14 protein-coding genes are annotated in these 22,173 nt (G+C 45.9%); 7 read left to right on the forward strand and 7 right to left on the reverse strand.

The window, feature by feature from the left end; translation table 11 throughout:
- Window positions 1-19 precede the first annotated feature (19 nt).
- The 4 genes from ACX0G9_RS29005 to ACX0G9_RS29020 all read right to left on the reverse strand — a co-directional run bounded on the left by ACX0G9_RS29005 (window position 20) and on the right by ACX0G9_RS29020 (window position 3,147).
- On the reverse strand, window positions 20-973 hold the full coding sequence (locus ACX0G9_RS29005; protein ID WP_459068487.1) for a glycoside hydrolase family 43 protein: 954 nt from the start codon (window positions 971-973) through the stop codon (window positions 20-22).
- A gap of 27 nt (window positions 974-1,000) precedes the next feature.
- Window positions 1,001-1,384 (reverse strand): response regulator, encoded by a 384-nt coding sequence (locus ACX0G9_RS29010; protein ID WP_459068488.1) that lies wholly within the window; start codon window positions 1,382-1,384, stop codon window positions 1,001-1,003.
- A gap of 112 nt (window positions 1,385-1,496) precedes the next feature.
- Entirely contained in the window at window positions 1,497-2,507 is a 1,011-nt protein-coding gene (locus tag ACX0G9_RS29015; RefSeq protein WP_459068489.1) for a beta-propeller domain-containing protein, read from the reverse strand.
- A 46-nt stretch (window positions 2,508-2,553) separates the two neighbouring features.
- Complete coding sequence (locus ACX0G9_RS29020; RefSeq protein WP_459068490.1) at window positions 2,554-3,147, reverse strand: RNA polymerase sigma-70 factor; 594 nt, start codon at window positions 3,145-3,147, stop codon at window positions 2,554-2,556.
- Window positions 3,148-3,435: 288 nt separating this feature from the next.
- Here ACX0G9_RS29020 and ACX0G9_RS29025 point away from each other — a divergent pair, with 288 nt between their 5' ends.
- On the forward strand, window positions 3,436-7,602 hold the full coding sequence (locus tag ACX0G9_RS29025; protein ID WP_459068491.1) for a hybrid sensor histidine kinase/response regulator transcription factor: 4,167 nt from the start codon (window positions 3,436-3,438) through the stop codon (window positions 7,600-7,602).
- Window positions 7,603-7,635: 33 nt separating this feature from the next.
- On the opposite strand, the gene ACX0G9_RS29030 is transcribed toward ACX0G9_RS29025, so the two are convergent.
- The 3 genes from ACX0G9_RS29030 to ACX0G9_RS29040 all read right to left on the reverse strand — a co-directional run bounded on the left by ACX0G9_RS29030 (window position 7,636) and on the right by ACX0G9_RS29040 (window position 13,674).
- Window positions 7,636-8,649, reverse strand: coding sequence for a LacI family DNA-binding transcriptional regulator (locus tag ACX0G9_RS29030; RefSeq protein WP_459068492.1), 1,014 nt, complete (start codon window positions 8,647-8,649; stop codon window positions 7,636-7,638).
- A gap of 125 nt (window positions 8,650-8,774) precedes the next feature.
- Window positions 8,775-10,469, reverse strand: a complete 1,695-nt coding sequence (locus tag ACX0G9_RS29035) for a RagB/SusD family nutrient uptake outer membrane protein (RefSeq protein WP_459068493.1) — start codon at window positions 10,467-10,469, stop codon at window positions 8,775-8,777.
- Between the two features lie 19 nt (window positions 10,470-10,488).
- Window positions 10,489-13,674 (reverse strand): SusC/RagA family TonB-linked outer membrane protein, encoded by a 3,186-nt coding sequence (locus tag ACX0G9_RS29040; protein WP_459068494.1) that lies wholly within the window; start codon window positions 13,672-13,674, stop codon window positions 10,489-10,491.
- A gap of 206 nt (window positions 13,675-13,880) precedes the next feature.
- On the opposite strand from ACX0G9_RS29040, the gene ACX0G9_RS29045 reads away from it, so the two are divergent.
- The 6 genes from ACX0G9_RS29045 to ACX0G9_RS29070 all read left to right on the forward strand — a co-directional run bounded on the left by ACX0G9_RS29045 (window position 13,881) and on the right by ACX0G9_RS29070 (window position 22,152).
- Window positions 13,881-14,984, forward strand: coding sequence for a glycoside hydrolase family 76 protein (locus ACX0G9_RS29045; protein WP_459068495.1), 1,104 nt, complete (start codon window positions 13,881-13,883; stop codon window positions 14,982-14,984).
- The gene (locus tag ACX0G9_RS29050) at window positions 14,984-16,690 is read left to right on the forward strand and encodes a GH35 family beta-galactosidase (RefSeq protein ID WP_459068496.1); all 1,707 of its coding nucleotides are present in this window, start codon (window positions 14,984-14,986) and stop codon (window positions 16,688-16,690) included. Before ACX0G9_RS29045 ends, ACX0G9_RS29050 begins: the two co-directional genes overlap by 1 nt.
- A 151-nt stretch (window positions 16,691-16,841) precedes the next feature.
- Window positions 16,842-19,127, forward strand: coding sequence for a GH92 family glycosyl hydrolase (locus ACX0G9_RS29055; protein ID WP_459068497.1), 2,286 nt, complete (start codon window positions 16,842-16,844; stop codon window positions 19,125-19,127).
- Between the two features lie 7 nt (window positions 19,128-19,134).
- Entirely contained in the window at window positions 19,135-21,276 is a 2,142-nt protein-coding gene (locus ACX0G9_RS29060; protein ID WP_459068498.1) for a GH92 family glycosyl hydrolase, read from the forward strand.
- Between the two features lie 65 nt (window positions 21,277-21,341).
- Window positions 21,342-21,746, forward strand: coding sequence for an ArsR/SmtB family transcription factor (locus ACX0G9_RS29065; protein ID WP_459068499.1), 405 nt, complete (start codon window positions 21,342-21,344; stop codon window positions 21,744-21,746).
- Entirely contained in the window at window positions 21,676-22,152 is a 477-nt protein-coding gene (locus ACX0G9_RS29070; RefSeq protein WP_459068500.1) for an SRPBCC family protein, read from the forward strand. Before ACX0G9_RS29065 ends, ACX0G9_RS29070 begins: the two co-directional genes overlap by 71 nt.
- Window positions 22,153-22,173: the final 21 nt, after the last annotated feature.

Consider the following 22,173-nt stretch of genomic DNA (forward strand, 5'->3'; position numbering starts at 1 on the left):
AGGAATAATCGTAACCACTTTAGTCGGGGGATGAAGAACGACCGATCGTCATTTTCACCGGCAAAATATGACCATCCTTGTCAAAATGCATTTCATCGATACAAACCACCCTGTGATTGGCATCTGTCTCCTCCAGAGGTCGCCGGTGATAAACAATATAATATTTATTATCCTGGAGGGAATGGATCACAGAGTGATGACCAGCGCCTGTCGCCACCTTTGGATCCTGCTCCAATACGGTAGCCAACCTAGTGAACGGCCCCAGCGGAGAAGACGACATGGCATAAGCAACCTTATAATCAGGGCCGCCCCACCCTCCTTCGGACCACATAAAATAGTACAAGCCGTTCTTTAAAAACATATAAGGCCCTTCCACATATCCTTTTGGGGTAATCTCCTTGTATAAAGTACCATCCGGGAAAGATTCGATCCCGCTGAAATTTGCTTTCAGTTTTACGACATTACAATGGCCCCAGCCTCCATAATACATATAATATGAACCATCCTTATCTTTAAATACAAATTGATCGATGGGCTGTGCTCCATTTACGATCTCGTTAATAAGTGGTTTTCCCAACAGGTCTTTATACGGGCCCTGAGGTGCCGGCGCCACTGCGACACCTATCCCTCCGATTTCTCCTTTATGTGCATCATTAGCCCCAAAAAACAAAAAATACCTGCCTCCCTTTTCCAATACGGCAGGAGCCCACATCGCCTTTTTCGCCCACTTCACGGAGGAAGTATCCAGGACCTGAGGATGTTTTACCCATGTCTTCCTATCTGTTGAGGAAAATGCATCAAAAAAGACCTGGTCCTGATAAGGAGCCGAGTAGGTGGGGAAGATCCAGTAAGTATTCTTGTATTTAATGCCTTCCGGATCGGCATACCAACCGTCAATGACCGGGTTCTGCTGAGCAACCAGTCTGATGGCTGAAGCAAGAAATATACAAATGCAAATAAGAAAATTTTTCATACGCCGTAAATGTATAAAAAATTAATTTCAGGCAGCCGGGCGATTTTTAAAAATATCTTCGGCGATATTTTTAATGACGGCGAGGTTAAAAGGCTTGGCGATAAACACAGAAGCGCCTTCTCCGATAGCATTTTCCTTCAGCTCCGGGGACTGGTCTGCAGTCATAATGACGATTTTTATATTGGGGTCCTGTCCCGTAACTTCCTTAATAAAATTGATCCCTTTTCCATCCGGAAGACTATTGTCCAGGAAAATAAGTGAAACCTTATGCCCGGCTATAAAAGAATAAGCAGCCGACAAATTACTTTCCGTATGAACGGGATACTGGTTCAATCCTACACATAAAAGACTGCAAAGGTCTTTATCATCGTCCACGATCAGTATCGGGAAATCTTTATATTCATTATCCATAATGACCAATTAAGCAAAAATCCCGCCCCGGCTATGCGGCCTTGCTTTCCTACAATTTTAGCATATATCTGGTAAAACGTGCAAATATTTACCCATATGTCCCGGTTCCTCCTTATTTTATATCACCAAAGTGAACATGCTGCATCGAACTCCCTGCATCATCCAGCATTTGGATAGTAGTCGAGGGACCAAGATTCAACGGTTCGGTCCATGAACGAAGTGCCCATACCACTTTTTTGTCAGGCGTTACTTCAATGGCCTGTACCGGCATATGACCGGCATCGAATTTATTATTCCACTGATTAAACCAGTTATTGATCAGGGTATTCCCATTGGAAAGGCGCAGGGCCAACTGGGGGTTTTTTATGGTATAGCCGGGAAGATCCGCTAAGGCAAAGTCCCAAACGACCTTTCCTGCACGGGTAATTTCCCGGACAAAGTCCTGGTTGCTGGCCACCAAAATATTTCCGTTCTTCAGTGGAACGGCAGACCAGACGCTGGGTACGTCGATCGAAAGCAATTCATTACCATTTATATCGTATTCACAAACCTTGCCCAGATCCATATGCGCCACCAGCAGCGTTCCGCTTTCCGTCAGCCTGGCATGTCTGATCTGTCCATGCGTACCGCTTTTGAAGGGCAGTTTGAATTGTCTTACGATCTTGTTGGCCGGGATATTCATTACTATAACTGATGCCGGGTTCCCGTTTTGAACGAACACTACATGATCTTTACCGATGAGCTGGGCAGTATGTGTTTCGAAACCCTCCGGGGCGTCGTAGTTCCAAAGCACTTTTTTGTCGCGATCGATTAACGTAACACCGAACTGGTGGGCGAACAATACATTGCCGTTGGCCATCCATACGGCATCGCTTATTTCACCCTTACCCACCGTATCGATATAGGACCAGGTTATTTTGCCATTTCGAAAAATATACATGTTACGTGATTTGGCTTCGCCGGCATAAAAGAAATCGAATTGCCCGACTCCCTTTCCTGGTAATAGATCCGGAGCCAGCGGATGCAGGGTATCCGAATTCCCGCCTTGGGCAAAAGATCGCATACCAAAACACAACAACACCCATAGAGTAAGCTGGCAACTTCGAAATTGTTTATTATCCATTTTTATTATTTATTTTTATTATATAAAATAGTATAGCATTAAATCATTAGTCCTCATTAAAGGCATGGGCCACGGAAGTATATTCACAAAGCCCCTCTCTGAATATCTTCAACGCTTTGCTAATATGTTTCTCTACCGTACTAATGGATATCTGGAGCTTATCTGAAATATCCTTTCGCGAAAATCCGCCATTTCGGCTAAGAAAAAATACCTCACGGCATCTTTCGGGCAGCCGATTGTACAAATTTTCTATTTTTTGAGCCAGCTCCTTCATCTCGATGGATGAAAAATCGTTTTTGCAAACAGGGCTTGAAAAATCGTTTTTGCTATATTTCAAACGGACATTTTCTGCCCTGTATTCATTAAAGATCTTGAACCGTATCGCCCGGCTCAGATAGGAGTTGACGGATACCTTAAACTCGACGTATTCCCGGCGTTGGTAAAGGGAGACAAAGACCTCCTGTACTAAATCTTCCGCAACGGCCCTGCTATTGAGCTTTTTTCGGGCAATATTCAGCAATAATGGATAATAGCGGTGATAGATCTCCTCGAAATCACCGGGGCGTATGCCGGAAAGAGCCACCAATTCTTCATCGCCAGGATGATTGTAAGCGGATAGGTATTGTATAATATTTTTCATTTTAGCAACATTTAATGCCCTTTTGAGTCATTGAATCGTTGCCCCAAATAAACTGTTAAATCGATTTAGCTTGATTCCTAAACGTCCCGATTTTTTGACAAATCGTACATTTTTTTTGTTATTAGGTATAAATTAGGGGGTAAGTAGGCCCCTTGTTTTGCCAATAGCCAGATTTTTCAGATTTATTGACAAAAACGCCAACCTGTGATCCGATAGCAAGACCAATATTGTATATTTATCCTTGATGAACTAACCGCTCCTGATTCGCTAAATAAAAATCTGATCTGATTGAAAAAAAGCGGCTGCTTAAAAATCTTTTTTCTCTTTTTCCTGGCCAATTGTTTATCCCACGGTATTATTTGGGCTCAGTCTTTCCCGTATAAGTTTAATTACCTGACAGTTGACAATGGTTTGTCCCACACGGATGCAAATGACATTGTTCAGGATAACCGGGGATTTATCTGGGTTGCCACCTTTTATGGATTGGACAGATATGATGGTTTTGCCGTAAAAAAATATTACAATAGAAATGTCCCGCTGAACAATGCCTTTCGGAATCGATTGGTATGTCTTTACCCGGATGAATCCGGCGATATCTGGCTGAGTACCGAGGAGGGATTACAACGTTTTGACACCCGGACAGAAAAATACATTGACTATAAGGATCCCAAAGATCCTGGAAACCCGGGTTTCTGGAAAATAATCCAACTTCCGGGAAACGGGGTTTATGGGCTTTCAGGCAGCCGGCTAAGAAAATACACGATCCGGCAGCATGAGCTGGAGAAGCAAAATCTGAACCTACCTCCTGGTATTCGATTTTCAGACATGGTTGCCGGTCACGATGGAACCATTTACTTATCCGGTAATAAAGGGGTTTGGAAACTGGACAAAGAGGGCAGCTTTACGAACATACCGGTAAAGGGTCTTCTTTCGAACGAAGTTTCCGGTCTCTATTTTGACAAAACCAATCACCTGCTCCTCCTGGCCCGGAACATCCTTTATCAGGTAAGCTTAGGATCCGGAGGCATAGATTCACCGGCAAATCAGCCTCTTCTGGCCGGGAAGCAATATACTTTTGATAACCATACGGTTGTAAAGAGCATTATTCAAGGTACAAATTCCGGATATTGGTTAAATGCCGGAACCGTTTTGTACAGACTCGACAGCAATCTGAATTTTATCCAGACCATAACCCGGAAAAACGATGAACATAGCCTGAACTCCCGTTCAATAACCCGGATTCTTGTTGACCGTTCACAATGTCTGTGGGTTTGCACTTTTGGTGGCGGGGTCAACTATTGCGATTTGAATGAGAAACCTTTTTATACTCTCCAGCATATCCCTGAAGATCCCAATTCATTGAGCGGGAATCATATACGTTCCATATTGGAAGATGGGGAAGACCTTTGGATCGGTACCCAGGCGAATGGGCTGAACCGGTATAATATAAAGACACAAAAATTTGCGGGTTATTATTCAACTAATTCCCCCGTTAAATTAATTAGCGATGCCGTAACATCGCTGACGATGGATGAAGACCATAATTTATGGATCGGTACCGCCTCAGGCATCGTGATATTACAGCCTGACAGGAAAAAATTATGGAGACCTCCGGGTTACGATTCCTTCCCCGCCTATGGGATCGAAACCCTCGCCAGGGATTGTTATGGAAATATCTGGTTTGGTAACCATATTGACAAATGCGGGGTCATTTGGAAGGACAAACAAAACATTTTTCATGTAAAGTACTACGGTGAAGGGTATTTTATCCTGGCTGATAAAAAAAGGCCGGAACTATTTATTTCCAGTACACAGGGTTTGAAACATGTTATTATCGATGACCAAGGCAACATAACCAGGACATTCAGTTACCAGGCATCCGGGAAACCTAATTCGCTGAGCTCCAATTATACCTACCCGGTTTCCAGGCAGGATGACAGTACCTATTGGATCGGGACTATCGGCGGCGGATTGAATCGATTGGCATTAAACACAAAAGACAGTTCCAGCACTCTCCGTTCTTTTACGGGCCTTGCAGGAATCTTAGACGATGTGGAAGGTCTTGAAATTGACAACGACGGCAAGATATGGATAGGCGGCACCGGTCTGGAATGTTTCGAACCGTTAACCGGAAAATTGATAAAGTATGATAAAAACGATGGCCTGCAGGGTAATAGTTTTAAAGTAGGCGCCTCCTACAAAGGAGCAGATGGAAGGCTTTATTTTGGTGGGATCAACGGGCTTAACTATTTCTATCCCGGTCAGGTAAAACCAAACGGAATTGCTGCTCGACCCATGCTGACCGATATCCTGATCAACGATATGGCACCTCACTATGAAAACGTAAATTCACCCGAAAATGCCATTAGCGGGACCATCGGCTCCGGTAAAGAGCTGAGGTTGAACTACAGGCAGAACAATTTCGCCATCTTTTTTTCTTCCATGCATTTTGCGAATCAATTGAAATGCCAATACCGCTATCAACTTACCGGTATTGATAAGGACTGGAAATATACCGATGGCAAAAACCCTGTCGCAGCATACAGCAACCTGGACTATGGAAGACATACCTTTATCGTCGAGGCAACGAATAATGACGGAATATGGAGCAAAGACCGGGCAGAAACGATAATTATCCTTACCCCTCCCTGGTGGCGATCGACCCCGGCAAAAATAATCTATGCATTACTCATACTCTCGGCCCTTTCGGGGATCTACATTTACCAGGCAAGATGGTACAGATTAAAAAGAGAACTGGACCTGCATGCATTTAATGAAAAAAGACAGGAAGAGATCCATCAGCAACGTGAGCAATTGTACCAGCAGCAATTAACATTTTTCACGAATATTTCGCATGAATTCCGGACTCCCCTGTCGCTGATTTTGGGCCCGCTGGAAAACCTGATCGGTCAAAATAAGAATTCCGCACTGGACAACCTTTACCAGTTGATGTTCAGAAACGCCAAAAGACTGGTCAATCTAATCGGCGAGCTGATGAATTTTAAAAAGGTTTCGGACAGTATCATAAAGCTAAGAGTACAGCCGCTGGCCGTAAATGAATTTTGCAAAGGCCTTACCCGGGAATTTCAGGTCCTGGCAGACAGCAAAGGCATAATCTTTGAAATGACCGATCGGACCCACGACCAAAATACCGCTGTATCGCTGGAATTATTTGATGTCCAGGTTCTGGAAAGGATCCTGCTAAATCTTTTGGACAACGCATTTAAGTATACCAACACCGGAGGTAAAATAGAGTTCGACGTCTTTTTTGACAGGTCGGGGTTCAAACCGGCTTTTGTTAATGGGTTTCAGCTATTGAATGAAGTGCACCGCGCGAAAAATTATATTTATTTCCGTATTGCCGATACGGGGATCGGCATTTCCGCTGAGTCGCTGGCAAGTATATTCAACCGGTATTACCGCGTGGGTACCCACCACCTGGGATCCGGTATCGGGTTAGCCCTGGTAAAAAGCCTTACACAATTACACAAAGGCGATATTTATGTTTACAGCCAGCGTAACGAAGGAACAGAGATTATAATCGGGATTCCCCGGGGAGAAGAAAATTATGACCCGTCGGAATTCGCGGCCACGGGAACCAACCCGGAGGCCTGGCTTGAGCCCCTGGATAAGTCGCTGTTATTCACCTTGCCTGATCCGGTAGAAGAAGACCGGCAGGCGGCTTCCAGGACAAAAAAACATATTTTACTGGTGGATGATAACGCGGAATTACGCAGGTTTTTAAAACAGTCGCTCGAAAAAAAATATTACGTTTACGAGGCAGAGGATGGAGATTTGGCTTTGGAAATGGCCATCGCAAAAGGCCCTGATCTGATCATCAGTGATGTAATGATGCCGCGCATGAGTGGCATCGAACTCTGCAGACTGATCAAGGAAAAATTTGAAACCAGACATATTCCCTTTATCATCCTTTCCGCCAAAGACGCTTTGGACACAAAGATTGAAGGTATGGAGTCGGGCGCCGACTATTATTTTTCCAAACCATTGAGTATTGACCTTTTACTGTTGACTGTCCATAATATTTTTGACCAGGCTGAATACCTGAAACAGCGGTATCTTAAGGATTATCTGTCCGAAGCATCGGAGCTTGTCCATTCCGAAAAGGACAAAGCATTTTTACATGATCTTGGGCAGCTTATCGGGGACAATATCCATGACCCGGATCTGGATGTTGACTTTTTGTGCGACCGGCTATTGATAAGCCGTACCAAACTATACCAAAAGATACAAAGTATATCGGATCAGTCGGTGGCCGAATTTATCAGAACGATCCGTCTGAAAAAAGCCATACAGATCATGACCAATGAAAATTTACCTATGAATGAGGTGGCTTATCGGATTGGCATGCAGAGCAGTTCCAATTTTTCAAGGGCATTTAAAAAAGAATATGGCATGTCACCCATGCAGTTCATGCAATCGTTAAAAAAGGATTAGCCACAAAAATGATTAGTTACAAAAAAGGATTAGTCATAAGGACGAATTTCTGATGATCAGTTCTGTATTCAGAATAATATCTTCGTTTTCAATTTGCTGTCCCTTATTATGCATTTGTTTGGTAAGGATGCGTAAGATCTCAGCGGCAATGTTATCGATCGGCTGAGCGACAGAAGTAATAGAGGGAGCGAAAAGATTAAAATGCGTATTGTCGTCAAATCCGACCAAAGCAACATCACCAGGAATATCCAGGTTTAATTCTTTTACCGCTTTTAATCCGCTGATGGCCAGGTAATTGGTTGCAAAAAAAAGAGCCTCTGTCTGCGGATGCCCTTCCAGCATTTTTCTTATCCTTTGCACTAACATAGTTTCAGACAACAAATAATCGATGGTCTCCGTTCGGGGGATAATAAATCTGGCCTTCATCGCTGCCAGGTACCCTTCCATTCTGCCGGCCATTTGGGTCTGCTCGGAATTAAGCGTAATAAAGGTAATATTTTGCCTTCCGCTATCCAGTAAATGCATGGTGGCATCAAAAGCTCCTTTATAATTATTTACCGTCACTTTATTGGTATGGATATCTGGGAAATAACGATCGAATAGAACCAGGGGAAATCCGTCATTGATCAGAGTCTGGATCTCTTTTTCAATGCCGGGGGGAGGGGCGATGATGTACCCATCTACCTGGCGGTCCCGAAAGGCACGAATGAGCTTTTTGGCGATGGAGGGATTGTTCTCCGTGCTTGAATAAAATAACCGGTAATTATGGATAGCAGCGTTTTTTTCTACGGAGCGCGAAATACTCGAAAAAAATGGATCGGCGATGTCTTCTACCAGCATTCCGATAATATCGCTTTTTCCTGTGCGCAGGCTGCGGGCGGTCATATTCGGCTTATAGCCGATCTTGCTGGTATATTCCAGGACCTTCCTGCTCATGGCCGGACTAATCCGTCTTTCTTCCGCCTTGCCGTTCAATACGGCGCTAACCGTACTTATGGCAACATTCAACTCTTTAGCAATATCGTTGATCGATTTTTTTTTCTTCATCCCGTTAAGAAGGTATTTCCGGCATTACAAAAAAATTCCGGTATTACAAGGTTAAAATAAAGAAGGAGAGCAGACCAGAAAATGATAATCATTCCAATCTGCTCTCCATGTGTAATAAAACTAAATTACCATCCGGGATTTTGGGTCAATTTTGAGTCGGTTTGTAAGCTTTCTGTCGGGATAGGCCACAAATAGTGTTTTGCCGGATTGAATGTTCTTACCACTAATTTTATAAAATCGGTGCTGTTCGCGGCAAATTTGGCGCCACGCACCTCACTGCCAGGAGGGTGATTCAACACGACCTCTGCGATCTTCCATCTTTTGATGTCATCCAGGCGTAAGGATTCAAATGCCAGTTCGCTCCTGCGTTCATTCCTGACCTGGTCGGTCATAGACAGGGTCGTATTACCGGGATAATTCAAGGCCAGCGGATTGATGAAACCTGCCCTTACGCGCAATGGCTTAATCGTCAGGTCCCATACGCTTGCATCCATTTGCCCCAGCATCGTCTTTGCCTCTGCCTCCATCAGTAAGACCTCGGCCCATCGCTGGATAATGATGTCTTCGCCATAATTGAAGGTTCCGACCGGAGCGGTAGGGTCAAAATATTTTCTCCAGTAATAACCCGAGGAGGTGGCGTTATTTCCATATTCATTCTTTTTGTTAGCCACATCCGGTGCAGTACCCGGTTTGATATAAATCGTCTGGGTGGTGCCCAGGTTATTTACCCATTGATACTGATCATATACCAGGGTATAGCCCAAACGGGGATCTCTGTTTGCGTAAGGATTGACATCCACATTATAACCCGATCCGGGGTCCGTGATAGCCTTACCATCGAGCGTAAGGAAGCTTTCTACCAGGTCCTGGGTAGGTACGAGGTTGTTATTACTGGCCCCAGTGGCACCGACCCCGGTAAAAAATGGCCCGTAAGCCTGCCAGTCGTTCCAGGTACGGTTAGGCTGCGCATAACCCAGGACGGATATAACTTCCGGGTTGTATTTATTATTAAAGGCGAAGACAGCTGGAAAGCTGGCCTGCAAAGCGTAAGTTCCATTTGCAGCCTGGTTATTCATTAAGTCCTCACAAACGGCCGAGCAGGCATCCCATTGGCCATTATAGAGCAATACCCTTGCTTTCATGGCTTTTGCAGCCCCTATCGTTATACGGCCATGGTCTCCAGCAGCCTGATCATCTCTTCTTTGCAGCACCATTGCAGCGGAATCCAACTCCTTGAGAATAAAGGTAACGACATCCGCTTTGGCGGTTTTGGGCGTCACTTTTGCCTCTTCAGGGGTTTGCACCTTTGTGATTAAGGGCACATCTCCGAAGAAGTTGGTCAGCCTGAAATAGGCCTGGGCTCTGAGATACCTGGCTTCGCCTTTCATTCTGGCGATAACGGCGCTGCCTAAGGTAATATTCTGATCCACATTTTCAAGGAATAAATTACAGGATCTGATATTCGTATAATAGCTGCCCCATTCGTATTTCACCCGGTTGATACCGGGATTAAAATTCGCATCGTTGCCGCTGGAAATCTGCGTGGGCGTACCGACGTTCACATCTAACGGGCAATAGGCATTATCGGAAAGTGCCTCATTGAAAAAATAAGCCTGGCTTGGACTGATCGAATTTCCCTGACCGCCGCTGATCTGTTGCTGATAACAGGTAGCCAGGGCATTAAAAGCATTACCATTTACCGTCCAGAAATTGGCATCCGTGTATTTGTCGGTGGGCGTAAGATCGAGCTTCTTACAGCCTGCCGCAGCAACCAGGAGGAGTATGATCAGATTTATTTTATATAAGCTTCTGCAAGACATGATAAGTTAGATTTTTTTGTTAGAAATTCAAGGATAAGCCTGCTCCGTAAAAAACAGGCACCGGGTATCCTCTTGGACTATTGGCGCCCACAGAATTGTCTTCGTTATTTCCGAATTCTGTTCCTTCAGGATCCGTAAGTTTCAATTTTGAGATCGTAAGTACATTCTGAGCGGTAAAGTATATCCTTGCCGATTGTATGCTGGCTTTCGCTAACATACGGGTGGAAAAAGTATACCCGATCTGTATATTTTTAACCCTCAGATAAGCAGCATTGAATAAATACATATCGGAGCCGGTACGGTAGTCATTATTATTGGCAACCGTTCCATGTTCAGCCAGGCGGGGTTTTTTAGCGCCGTGATTCTGTGGGGTCCAGAAATCTTTATCGCTGTCATATACAGTACCGCCATAGTCGGTAAAGTGATAGGGTTCGATCAATTCTCCTCTTATCAAGGCAGCTCTTTTCAGCACACCCTGAATGAATATCGTCAGATCTAACCCTTTGTAAGCTGCATTGTAGGTAAACCCAAACGTGTACCTGGGGAAGGGGTCACCCAGTATAAACTTGTCTTTTGTATCGATGACTCCGTCTCCGTTCCTGTCGACGAACTTCCAATCTCCGGGGGCCAAACCTGTAACGTCAATTCCAGTAAAATGAGGATATTTGTCTACATCTGCCTGTGTTTGATACAACCCGGCAGTTTTATATCCCTGGTAAACAGTTATTGGATTGCCCACCCTGCGGACAAATTCAAATTCTTCTCTTGGAAATACATTCTCTGTCTGACCGAAGCTGAATGCCAGCAATTTGCTCTTGGCATCTGCCATACTCACGGTGAAGGTTTGAGAGAAGGTGCCTCTGGTTGAGTAAGATAATTTAACTTCCCATCCCCTGTCCTGCACTTTGGACACATTATAGGAAGGGAATCCGGATCCAAAGGTCAGTGGAACATCTTGTCTGGATGCCAGGATATTACTGGTGACCTTACTAAAATAATCTCCGGCAAAAGTCAGCTTTCCATGCAGGAAAGTTGCATCGGCTCCGATATCAAAGGTTGCAGCCCTTTCCCAGGTAATAAAGGGATTAGCCAGGTTTCGGGTTGCACCCGCTGTAGTGGCATTATTAAAGGCATAAACATTGGAATTCGTATTATAGGTGGACAAAAATTGATAAGGATTGACATTCTGGCTACCCAGCGTGCCATAATTCGTCCTAACCCGCAATTCCCCTACTCTTTCGTTGTAACTGGTCATAAATTTCTCCTGGGAAAGACGCCAGGAAGCGCCTACCGAGGGAAAATATCCCCAGCGTTTATCGGAAGGAAAATTCGATGAACCATCGGCCCTGAGCGTGGCATCTAAAAAGTATTTATTATCATAGGCATAATTCAGCTTGCCAAAAAGGGAGTTCAGGCTGGTTTCGCTCCTTTGGGACAACGAGTTATAGGAGCCGTTATTCAGACCGTTGGGACCTGTCTGTGCTGCGTCGATTAATGAACCGGTGGTCGGAACGCCTAAGGTGGAGTCTGTGGAACTTTGACGGATCCCGTTTGCTTCATTTATAAAGGACTCATTGGCTGCACCCACTAAAAAATTCACATCATGTCTGCCGAAGCTCTTTGTGTATTCGACAATGAAGTTGGTATTGGTGGCAAGAGATTTCGAATTATAATCAGCCGTCTGTTTGCCCGAATAACTCTCGCCTGTAGGATAATACTTCAGATCGACCTGTCTTCTCAATTGTGAGTTGGACTTGATAGTTCCTCCGAAGGTAGCCCTGACCTTCAAATAAGGGGTAATGGCATATCCCACATTAAATGCGCCGTTCACTTCATCGTTGTTGGTATATCTGAAACCGCCATTGCGTAAAATATCCAATCCGTTGGAAGTAACAAACCCTGTTGTATAACGCCCTTGGGCATCCTGAAAATTATCGGTCAAAGGAGCACGCATAACGTCACCTTCGACACCATCGCTGGGTTCGTTATACTGGATCTTGGCATAAGATAAGTTCCAGGCCGTATTGAACTTGCCGAGAATAGCCGTTTCATTTAAACGGAAATTGAATCTCCTTAGTCCGTATGTGCCATTAAGCGTGCTTTTGTCATAATAAGCGCGCTGATCGAGATACCCAAAAGACATTAAATAAGTATTGGTGGGTGTCCCGCCGCTTACACTTATATTTTGGTTGGTCTGCGGCGCATTATGCAGGACAGTTTCCAGACGCCAGTTGCCATCCCCTTTTGTTTTAATCGCCGCCAGCTGCGCATCATCGTATTGTGCAGGTTTGCCCGAGTTGGCCAGGGACATATTTTTATCAAGGGCATTATCATAGGCGCTTACCGGGTGGAAGGTAAAATGAGGTACCTGGGTGCCATAAATACCGCTGTACGAGATGGCCGGTTTCGTGCCGAGCTTTCCTTTTTTGGTAGTGATCAATATGACCCCGTTGGCAGAACGCGAGCCGTAGATGGCGGCCGAACCGGCATCTTTTAGTACGGAAATATTATCGATATCGTTCGGATTAAGGGTGTTCATATCACCGCCGATGATTCCGTCGATTACGATTAACGGATCATTATTCCCGGTTGTTCCCGTTCCGCGAATATTGATATTAAAAGACCCCCCGGTAGGGTTCCAACCTTTCTGCTGGATGATAAGATTGGGAGATTCTCCCTGCAGCGCCTGGATGGTTCCGGTGACCGGTCGGCCATCCACAGCCTTTGACCCGGAGATTTTGTCTACAGAACCTGTCAGGGAAATCCTCTTCTGTGTTCCATATCCCACAACGATCACTTCTCCTAAGCTGGCATTTGTATTCTTTAGCTTAATGATAAGGTTATCGGAACCAGTGGCCTCCTGTTTGTCGTATCCGACATGGGTAAAGATCAGCACGGATTTTTTGTCCGGGACGGTTATCGAATAAGAACCCGCGTCATTCGTTGTGGTGGTGATCGTTGAGTTCTTTACCTGTACGGTGACTCCTGCCAGCGGATTGCCGTTGTCGTCGAGTACTTTCCCGGTAATAGGTACAGACTGTGATGCATAGTTATCTGCACCCGGATGATGCTTGTCCCCTGCGAAAATAAAAGAGGAAAAAGTGAGATTGAAGAGAAGGAGTAAACCTGCGATCTTGCCGAAAGAAATCATTCTCCCTTGCAGGAAATGAATAAATGGATCGTTCGACCATTTTTTGATTTTCATATGCGAGCTATTTTGGTTTTTATACAAGTCACCTTTGAACAGTCGCCCCCCTATCCTTTTTTGAAATTATTTTTTTAGCTTTTTTTTGCTTCGTGTTTGGTCAAAGAGCAAAACTTTTAGCAATAAAAAAATAAAAGAGGAAAAAAAATCAAAAAGAAATTTGGTTTTGTATTCGGGTAAAAGACCATTAAGGTGACTATATAAATATGAAACAGAAAAAGCCCTTTCGCCTTTTTTTATTTTTATCCGTCTTTTCAATTCCGCTTTTCAGCCAAACCCGGCCCCATACCGGAGCCGGCTCTTATGAAAAAGAAATGACGGCGCTCCGGACAACTATCGAAAAAAACTTTTTCGATAGTTCCTCGGGATATTACAAGGAATGGCCGGGTAAGGACCAGCCAAGGCATCCATATACTTATTTGTGGTCTTTGTGTGCCTTATTTCAGGCAGGCAATGAAATAGAAAAAATCGAACCGGGTGCTAAACTTTTGCAACCCCTTCTTGTGGATATTCGGGATTATTATGATCCGGCTCCTCCTCAACCCGGCTATGCCGATTATATCCGGAAATTCACGGGCGGTGAGCGTTATTATGACGATAATCAATGGCTGGGCATAACTGCCCTGGATGCTTTCTCCAGGACAAAGCAGAAAATCTGGTTACAGCTGGGTAAAGAGATCTACACCTTCATGATGACCGGGTATGACACGGTCCTGAGCGGCGGTCTTTACTGGAAGGAGAACCAAAAAACCTCTAAGAATACCTGTTCGAACGGACCGGGGATCCTCGTTGCTCTTCAGCTGTATCAGGCTACCAAAGAGAAGAAGTATCTCGATACCGCGTTGTTATTATACGAGTGGACGAATAAAAAATTGCAGGCGCCATCAGGCTTATACTATGACAACATCAGCATAAAAGACGGCAGGATCAGCAAACCCGTATTATCCTACAATACCGGCACGATGCTTCAAAGCAATATATACCTCTACGAGAGTACGGGTAATGGAAAATACCTGAAAAGGGCAAAGGCCATCGCGGACAGTTCCTTGCCATTTTTCTACGGCGGCGAACATTTCAGGGATGCCTATTGGTTCAATGCCGTACTGTTAAGAGCATACCAGCATCTGCTCAAATACGACAAAGACAAGAGATACATACTGGCATTTAAAAAATGTCTGGACAATGCGCTGCATACAGACAGGAATGCGCAGGGCTTGTTCGCAGAAAAAGGAAAAACGCTCGATCTGGTGGCTCACGGAGGTATGCTGGAGATCCTGGCCAGGTTTGCGTGGCTGGAAAAAAATAAATAATGAAGAACCACCATCATAAGTATCGCAAAACACCGGTCATTCTTTTAGGGCTGGCCATGGCCTCTATTGGGTTACTCAGTCAATTATACGGCCAATCCTCCAATCGATCAGTAAGTCAATCAGTAAGTCAAACACAAATCCCGAACCTGGTGAGCCGTTCGCAGCCCCCTCATCTCCAAAAACGCGGAACGGCCACCCAACTGATCGTAGACGGCAAGCCCTTCCTGGTCCTCGGAGGAGAGGTGCATAATTCCAGCTCTGCGAACCTGGACTATCTCGCGCCCATCCTGGCTAAATTTTCTGCAGGTCATCTCAACACCGCCCTGGCAGCCGTCTGTTGGGACCTTATCGAACCCGTGGAAGGCAGGTTCGATTTCAGCCTGGTGGATGGATTGATCAGTTCCGCCAGGCGTAACAACCTGCGCTTGGGTCTCCTCTGGTTTGGGAGCTGGAAGAACGGCGTTTCCACCTATTCCCCCAGCTGGGTAAAGACGGATCTCAAACGATTTCCCCGTGCCCGCAACAAGGAAGGCCTTAGCCTGGACATCCTGTCCACCTTCAGCGACGCCAACAGGGACGCGGATGCACGCGCCTTCGCAGCGCTCATGCATCATGTATGCACCATCGACGGTGATGCCCACACAGTAGTGATGATCCAGGTAGAGAATGAAGTGGGGGTTCTTTCCGAATCACGTGACCACTCACCTGTCGCGGACGAAGCCTTCAAAGGAGCGGTGCCAAAAGAGTTGATGGATTATCTTAAAAAACACAAAGACAATCTTTCACCCGGCTTCCTCAAAGAATGGGAGGCAGGCGGTTTCAAAACGTCAGGCTCCTGGGAAGAAATCTTCGGCGCCGGTGATGCAACGAACGAAATGTTTATGGCGTGGTACTATGCGCGTTATGTGGGAAAGGTAGCCGGAGCAGGTAAATCCGAATACGCCATTCCCATGTTCGTAAATACCTGGCTGGCCGACTGGAGGCCATCTGCGCCAATGAAGCCGGGCGACTATCCCAGCGGTGGGCCACTTCCCTATGTGATGGACATTTGGAAGGCAGGTGCGCCGCAGATCGATATTTTATCGCCTGATATTTACAGCTTCTTCGAAGAACGGGCTGCACTATACCGGCGCCCGGATAATCCCCTCTTCATACCGGAACTCGTCAGGGAGACCCGCACCTGCAGCGCTATTTTCTATGGCCTCGGACAGTACGATGCGATTGGTTTCTCACCATTCGGGATGGAAAGCCTTCCGGATTTTTCAGCAGAGCTCGGCAAGACCTATGAAGTACTTGGGAAAATTGCGCCGGTCTTACTGGAATACCAGGGTAAAAATGTTATTGGCGGCGCTTTCCTGGACAAAGACCATCCGAAGCAATCGCTACGAGTAGGCGACTATACCCTTAATCTCGGAATCGCCCGTCACTATTCCTTCCCTACTCCGGAATTCCCGGCTGGCATCTTTATCCAGCTGGGTCCGGACGAATATCTGGTAGCCGGAAGGGGCCTGACCGTCACCTTCACCCCTGAAACACCGGGAGATCCCACCGTCGGCATCGTTTCGGTCGAAGACGGCGACTTCCTCAACGGCGGTTGGGTGCCGGGCCGCCGACTGAACGGTGACGAGATCCTGTCCGGAAAAGGTCTGCGCCTCCGGGGCGACTATTACATGATCCAGCGCATTAAACTCTATAGATATCGTTGAAAACCGATATCGTTTAAAAAAGTTCAGTTATGGAAAAAACTGCCATTACCCGCATCAGTAGGGTCACCTTCTTTTCGAGCTTCCTCAGCTTTGCGAATAACCCCGATGGAATCAACGTATTACTTGAATGGTAAGACAAAAAATAAAAATTATGGTGAAACCTATTTGTACTTTTTTAATGTTATCCCTGTTTTGTCTGGTGACAAATGCACAGAAAACTGTTTCCGGTTCAAAAAAATCTTTATCCGTAACCAGGAGCCGCCTGGTCGATTATGTCAACCCGCTCATCGGCACCGCTCCTCTCGCGGACAAGGAGTACCTGGGAAATAATCCGGCGCCAGGTGAAGAACTTTATTACGGATGCGTAAATCCCGGAGCCATGGTCACGGAACCGAATGGCAAACTATGCGTCGGACCGGTAAGCGGTTTCGATGGCGAGCGTTATCATGTACGCGGCTCAGGCTACCGTTACACAGACACCACCATCATGGGGTTCACCAATTTGAATGGAGAATATCACGATGACAACAAACTCCTTTTCATGCCGACGATCGGTCCGGTTAAGACGATTCCTGGCAGCCGCTCTGATCCTTTTACAGGATACCGGTCTGCGAAAGATACGCTTCGGGAGAAGGCATCGCCTGGATATTATACGGTCTTTCTCACTACCTATGGTATCAAGGTCGAACTGACCGCTACCAGGAGTTGTGGCTTTCAACGTTATACATTTCCCCGCTCCCAACAGGCCAACGTGCTCATCGACCTCGCCAACTCCCAGCCCTTCGCCACGAATGCATCCGTGCACATAATTAATAAACATACCATCGAAGGGTTTCAGGATTGCGGCATTGACACCGTCTACCACCTGGTGGGAAGTTCCCGGATTTATTTCCATGCTGTGTTTAACAAAGACTTCTCTTTCGCCGGTACCTGGAAGAATGCTGTCCTGTCCCCGGGTTCTTCTTCGGCTACCGGAATGCCCCTGGGCGCCTTCCTTACCTTCAACACTACCGATGGTGAAGCTGTGCTCGTCAAGATCGGCACTTCCGTCAAAAGTGAGGACGATGCCGCCGGTAACCTGGCACAGGAAATACCCGGAATGAATTTCGACGGGGTTCACAAGAAAGCCGAAGCAGGCTGGAGTGATATCCTGGGCCGGGCCGTTGTCGAAGGCGGAACGGAAGGAGATAAGATCAACTACTATACAGCCGTCTATCGCAAATATGGGTATGCAAGAGGCAGTATCCTTCCCTGGGGCGAGAAAAATACAGGGCCAAAACCCACTCCGTTTAAGGGCCGTTGGGGCGGTGGATACTGGGGCACGGGCAGTGTGGGTGGCGTAGTGGGAGCCTATAAAAAAGGCGTCAGTACCATTGATATCCATGCAGCCTATGAGAAATTACGCAACGAAGCGATGACCGGCGGAGGCGCAGCGGGAACGGCCTACCGGAAATACGGATATATTCCCGACAATTCGGGAGTGGATGATTATGTCAACCGCTCCATCGGGCTTGCTTATGAAGATTATGCGATGGCGGAATTGGCTTCGATTGTCGGAAAAACAGACGATCATCAATTTTTCCTCGCCCGCGCAAAGACCTATCAAAAACTCTATAATCCCTCCACTGGCTTCTTCACGCCGCGCCGTGCGGACGGATCATGGATCCTGCCGCTGAACCCCTTCGATTTTCATGCCGAAGACATTTACAGGGAGGGCAATGCCTGGAATTATCTTTGGTTCAACATCGGTGATATTCCCGGACTCATCAGTCTGCTGGGCGGTACAAACGCTTTTATTGCCAAACTCGATACCTTCTTTACCAAACCATTTCCCACCGACGCTATTCCCCTGCGCGATTGCACCGGGCTCATCGGACTATATTGCCACGGGAATGAGCAATACCGCCACATACCCTACTTATATAACTATGTGGGGCAACCGTGGAAAACACAGGCCCTGACCAGAAAAATTCAGACCGAACTGTACAGACCCGTTCCCGCCGGGCTCTGCGGCATGGATGACTATGGCAATATGGAAGGTTGGTATTCTACAAGCGTAATTGGCTATAATGAGGCAGACCGCGCATCGGGCTATTACGAGATAGGCAGCCCTTTATTCCCAAAAGTCACCATCAGGCTAGAAGGAACAGAAGGTTCTGCAACCAGTCCGGGCAATTTTATTATCCTGGCCAATAATGTATCCCCTAAGAACATGTATATCCAGTCAGCTACGCTGAACGGCAAACCATTAAACACACCGCGCTTCCGCCAAAATGATATGATTTCCGGAGGCAGTCTGATTTTTGAGATGGGACCTGCGCCCAATTACCAATGGGGATCCGCAACGGGTTCAGCCAATCGGCAATCCTCAGATAACAAACAATTTTCAGCCAATCGACAATCCTCAGCAATCCACAAACTTTCACATTCAAAATAGCATAGAAATGAAGAAAATCATGGTAGCAGCCATTCTGTATTCGATCCTGGCAGGGCAACTAAAGGCGCAAAAAACTCCCGTAAACTATGTCAATCCATTTCTGGGTACCGCCACTTTATGGGACAGTACCGACATCGGGTTCAAACCTACACACAGGACCTGGGGGGCCGAGGTATTCCCCGGATCATCGTTACCCAATGCCATGGTCCAGCTGAGCCCGGTCACAAAATTCCACAGTGGTTCCGGTTACCAGTACGAGGACACGACCATCTATGGGTTTATCCATACCAGTAAGGGGCATTGGAATCTGGGGTATATTCCTTTAATGCCTGTCACCGGCACCGTAACTCCCGATAACTATGCTTCCGCCTACAACCATAAATTCGAGTCTGCACATCCGGGCTACTACCAGGTTTATCTGGAGCGCTACGGTATCAATGCCGAATTAACTTCGACATTACGTTGTGCTTATCACAAATACACATTCAGACCCGGCCAGTCCAAACGTTTATTGGCAGATCTTTCCCAATCCAATGAAAGGGTCAGGAGCTGGAACATTACACAGGAAGGCGATCATGTTTTTTCAGGTTATCAGCAGGCGGGAGAGAAGATGTATTTCTACGCGGTTTCCAACCATACTATAAAAAATATAGATTCGCTTAAAAATGAAAAGAAGATAGTTCCGGTGGTTAATTTTATCGATGCGCCCAAACCCCTGGAGCTGCAGATCGGATTCTCCTTTGTCAGCGTACAAAATGCAAAGGACAACCTGGAAAAAGAGATGCTGGGTAAGAGTTTTGTACAGGTAAAAAAACAAGCAAAACAAACATGGGATTCCCTCCTGTCAAAGATCACGGTTACGGGCGGCACCGAAAGACAGCGGGGCCTGTTCTATTCGACATTATACCGGTCCTTTCTATGGCCCGCCTTGCGCAGCGATGAAAATGGCGACTTTACCGATCTGAGCGGCAAAATAGTTAACAAGGGATTCAATTATTATACGGAACCTTCCCTCTGGGATGATTACCGCAACAAACTGGTCTTACTAGGCCTCCTTTCACCAAAAGTAACCAATGACGTCATTCGGTCATTGATCGATAAAGGTGAAGTAAAAGGGTTTATGCCTACCTTCTTCCATGGCGACCATGCGTCCGCGTTTATCGCAGGCTCCTATTTGAGAGGATTAAGAGGATATGATGCAAACGCTGCCTATAAACTCATGCTTAAAAATGCTACCGTGGAAGGAACAAGGCGGTATGTAAATGAATACAACGACAAAGGCTATATAGCTGAACTGGAGGTTGAGCATCCTGTTGTCAACACTGTAACCAAAGCGGCCGTTACCAAAACCCTGGAATATGCCTATGACGACTATGCGGTTGCCTTGCTGGCCAGGGAATTAGGGGATACCGCCAATTACAGAATGCTTATGAAAAGGACCGGTAATTACAAGAATGTATTCGACCCTTCTACCAGGTTCATGAGAGGACGCCTTGCCAACGGGGATTGGGTTAAGAACTTCGACCCCCAATATCCTTATTACGAATACATGTACCGCGAAGCCAATGGATGGCAGTCTTCCTTTTTCGCACCACATGACCCAAAAGGCCTGGTCGCACTCTACGGCAGCAACGATGATTTCGACAAAAAACTGGATTCTCTTTTTACCGTTCCCTGGGATGGAGTCGAAGCGGACAACATATCCGGGTTCATCGGTCAATATTGCCAGGGCAACCAACCTGATCACAGCGTTCCGTTCATGTACTATTTCATCTGCAAACAGGAAAAATCCCAGGTCATACTCGACAGCATCATGAATCATTTCTATGATATGGGCAAACATAAACTGGCCTATGCCGGCATGGACGATGCCGGTGAAATGTCTTCGTGGTATGTATTTAATGCGATGGGATTCTATCCTTTTTCTCCTGCTGATGACAAATACATCGTATCCGTCCCTCTGTTTGATAAAGTTGATATAAAGCTGGATGACAACAGAATCTTCACGATCGTTAAATCGAATGCGGCCAAAACCATTCCAGGCAAAAAGATCTCCGACATAACCTTTGGAGACCAAAAGATCGACGGTTTCTTCATAGCGGACAAGGATTTGAAAAAAGGCGGGAAATTAGAGATAACGACCAGATAAAAATAAAATTTGCGTAAGTAAATTCTTACATATATATTTGTAAGAATTTACTTACTCATTTTAATATGGAAGAACGGAGAGATGTTTTTAAGGCAATTGCCGACCCGACAAGAAGGGAGATTTTAAGTCTGGTTGCCAAAAAAAATCAGAACCTAAATGCAATAGCCGAAAACTTTGACATGAGCAGATCTGCCGTTTCACAACATATTAAGATCCTTACCGACTGTGGGCTTATCCTCATAAAAAAAAGTGGCCGGGACAGATATTGTGAACCGCAACTTCAAACCCTGAATGAAGTAACAAGCTGGATAGAACAATTCAAGGCTACCTGGGAGGACCGGTTTAGCCTGCTTGATACCGTACTTAAGGAAATGCAAACAACTCCAAACAAACAAAAAAATGAGCACAAAAGATCAGACAACCCTGTTTCAGCAAACCGGAAAAAAGGTCGTGGTAAAAAGAAGCTTTGATGCCCCTTGTGAATTGGTCTGGAGTGCCTGGACCACACCTGAACTGATCGCAAAATGGTTTAGTGCCAGGAAAGAGGTTAAAATGAAAGTGTTGGAAATGGAAGTCCGGACTGGCGGCCATTTCCGCTTCGTTTTCTCCAACCAGGATGGAAGTATCCTTCCCGGAGAATATACGGGGACCTATATCCTGGTTAATCCGCCCACAAAAATCAGCTTTCAGGTGATAGACTTTTCAAGAACCAATGATCCCGGAGGAATAGCCGCGCTGTTTGAAGTGGTGCTTACAGGTATGGGCAAACAAACGCAACTTGTCCTTACGGCCACCCTCCCGGATGAATCTTATATTGAAGTTACCACCGTTGGCTGGAACGCCTGCTTCGATAACCTCTCCGAAGTTTTAATTTAAAGGTTTACAAATCTTATTTTT

It is taken from the genome of Flavitalea flava (assembly GCF_054461575.1).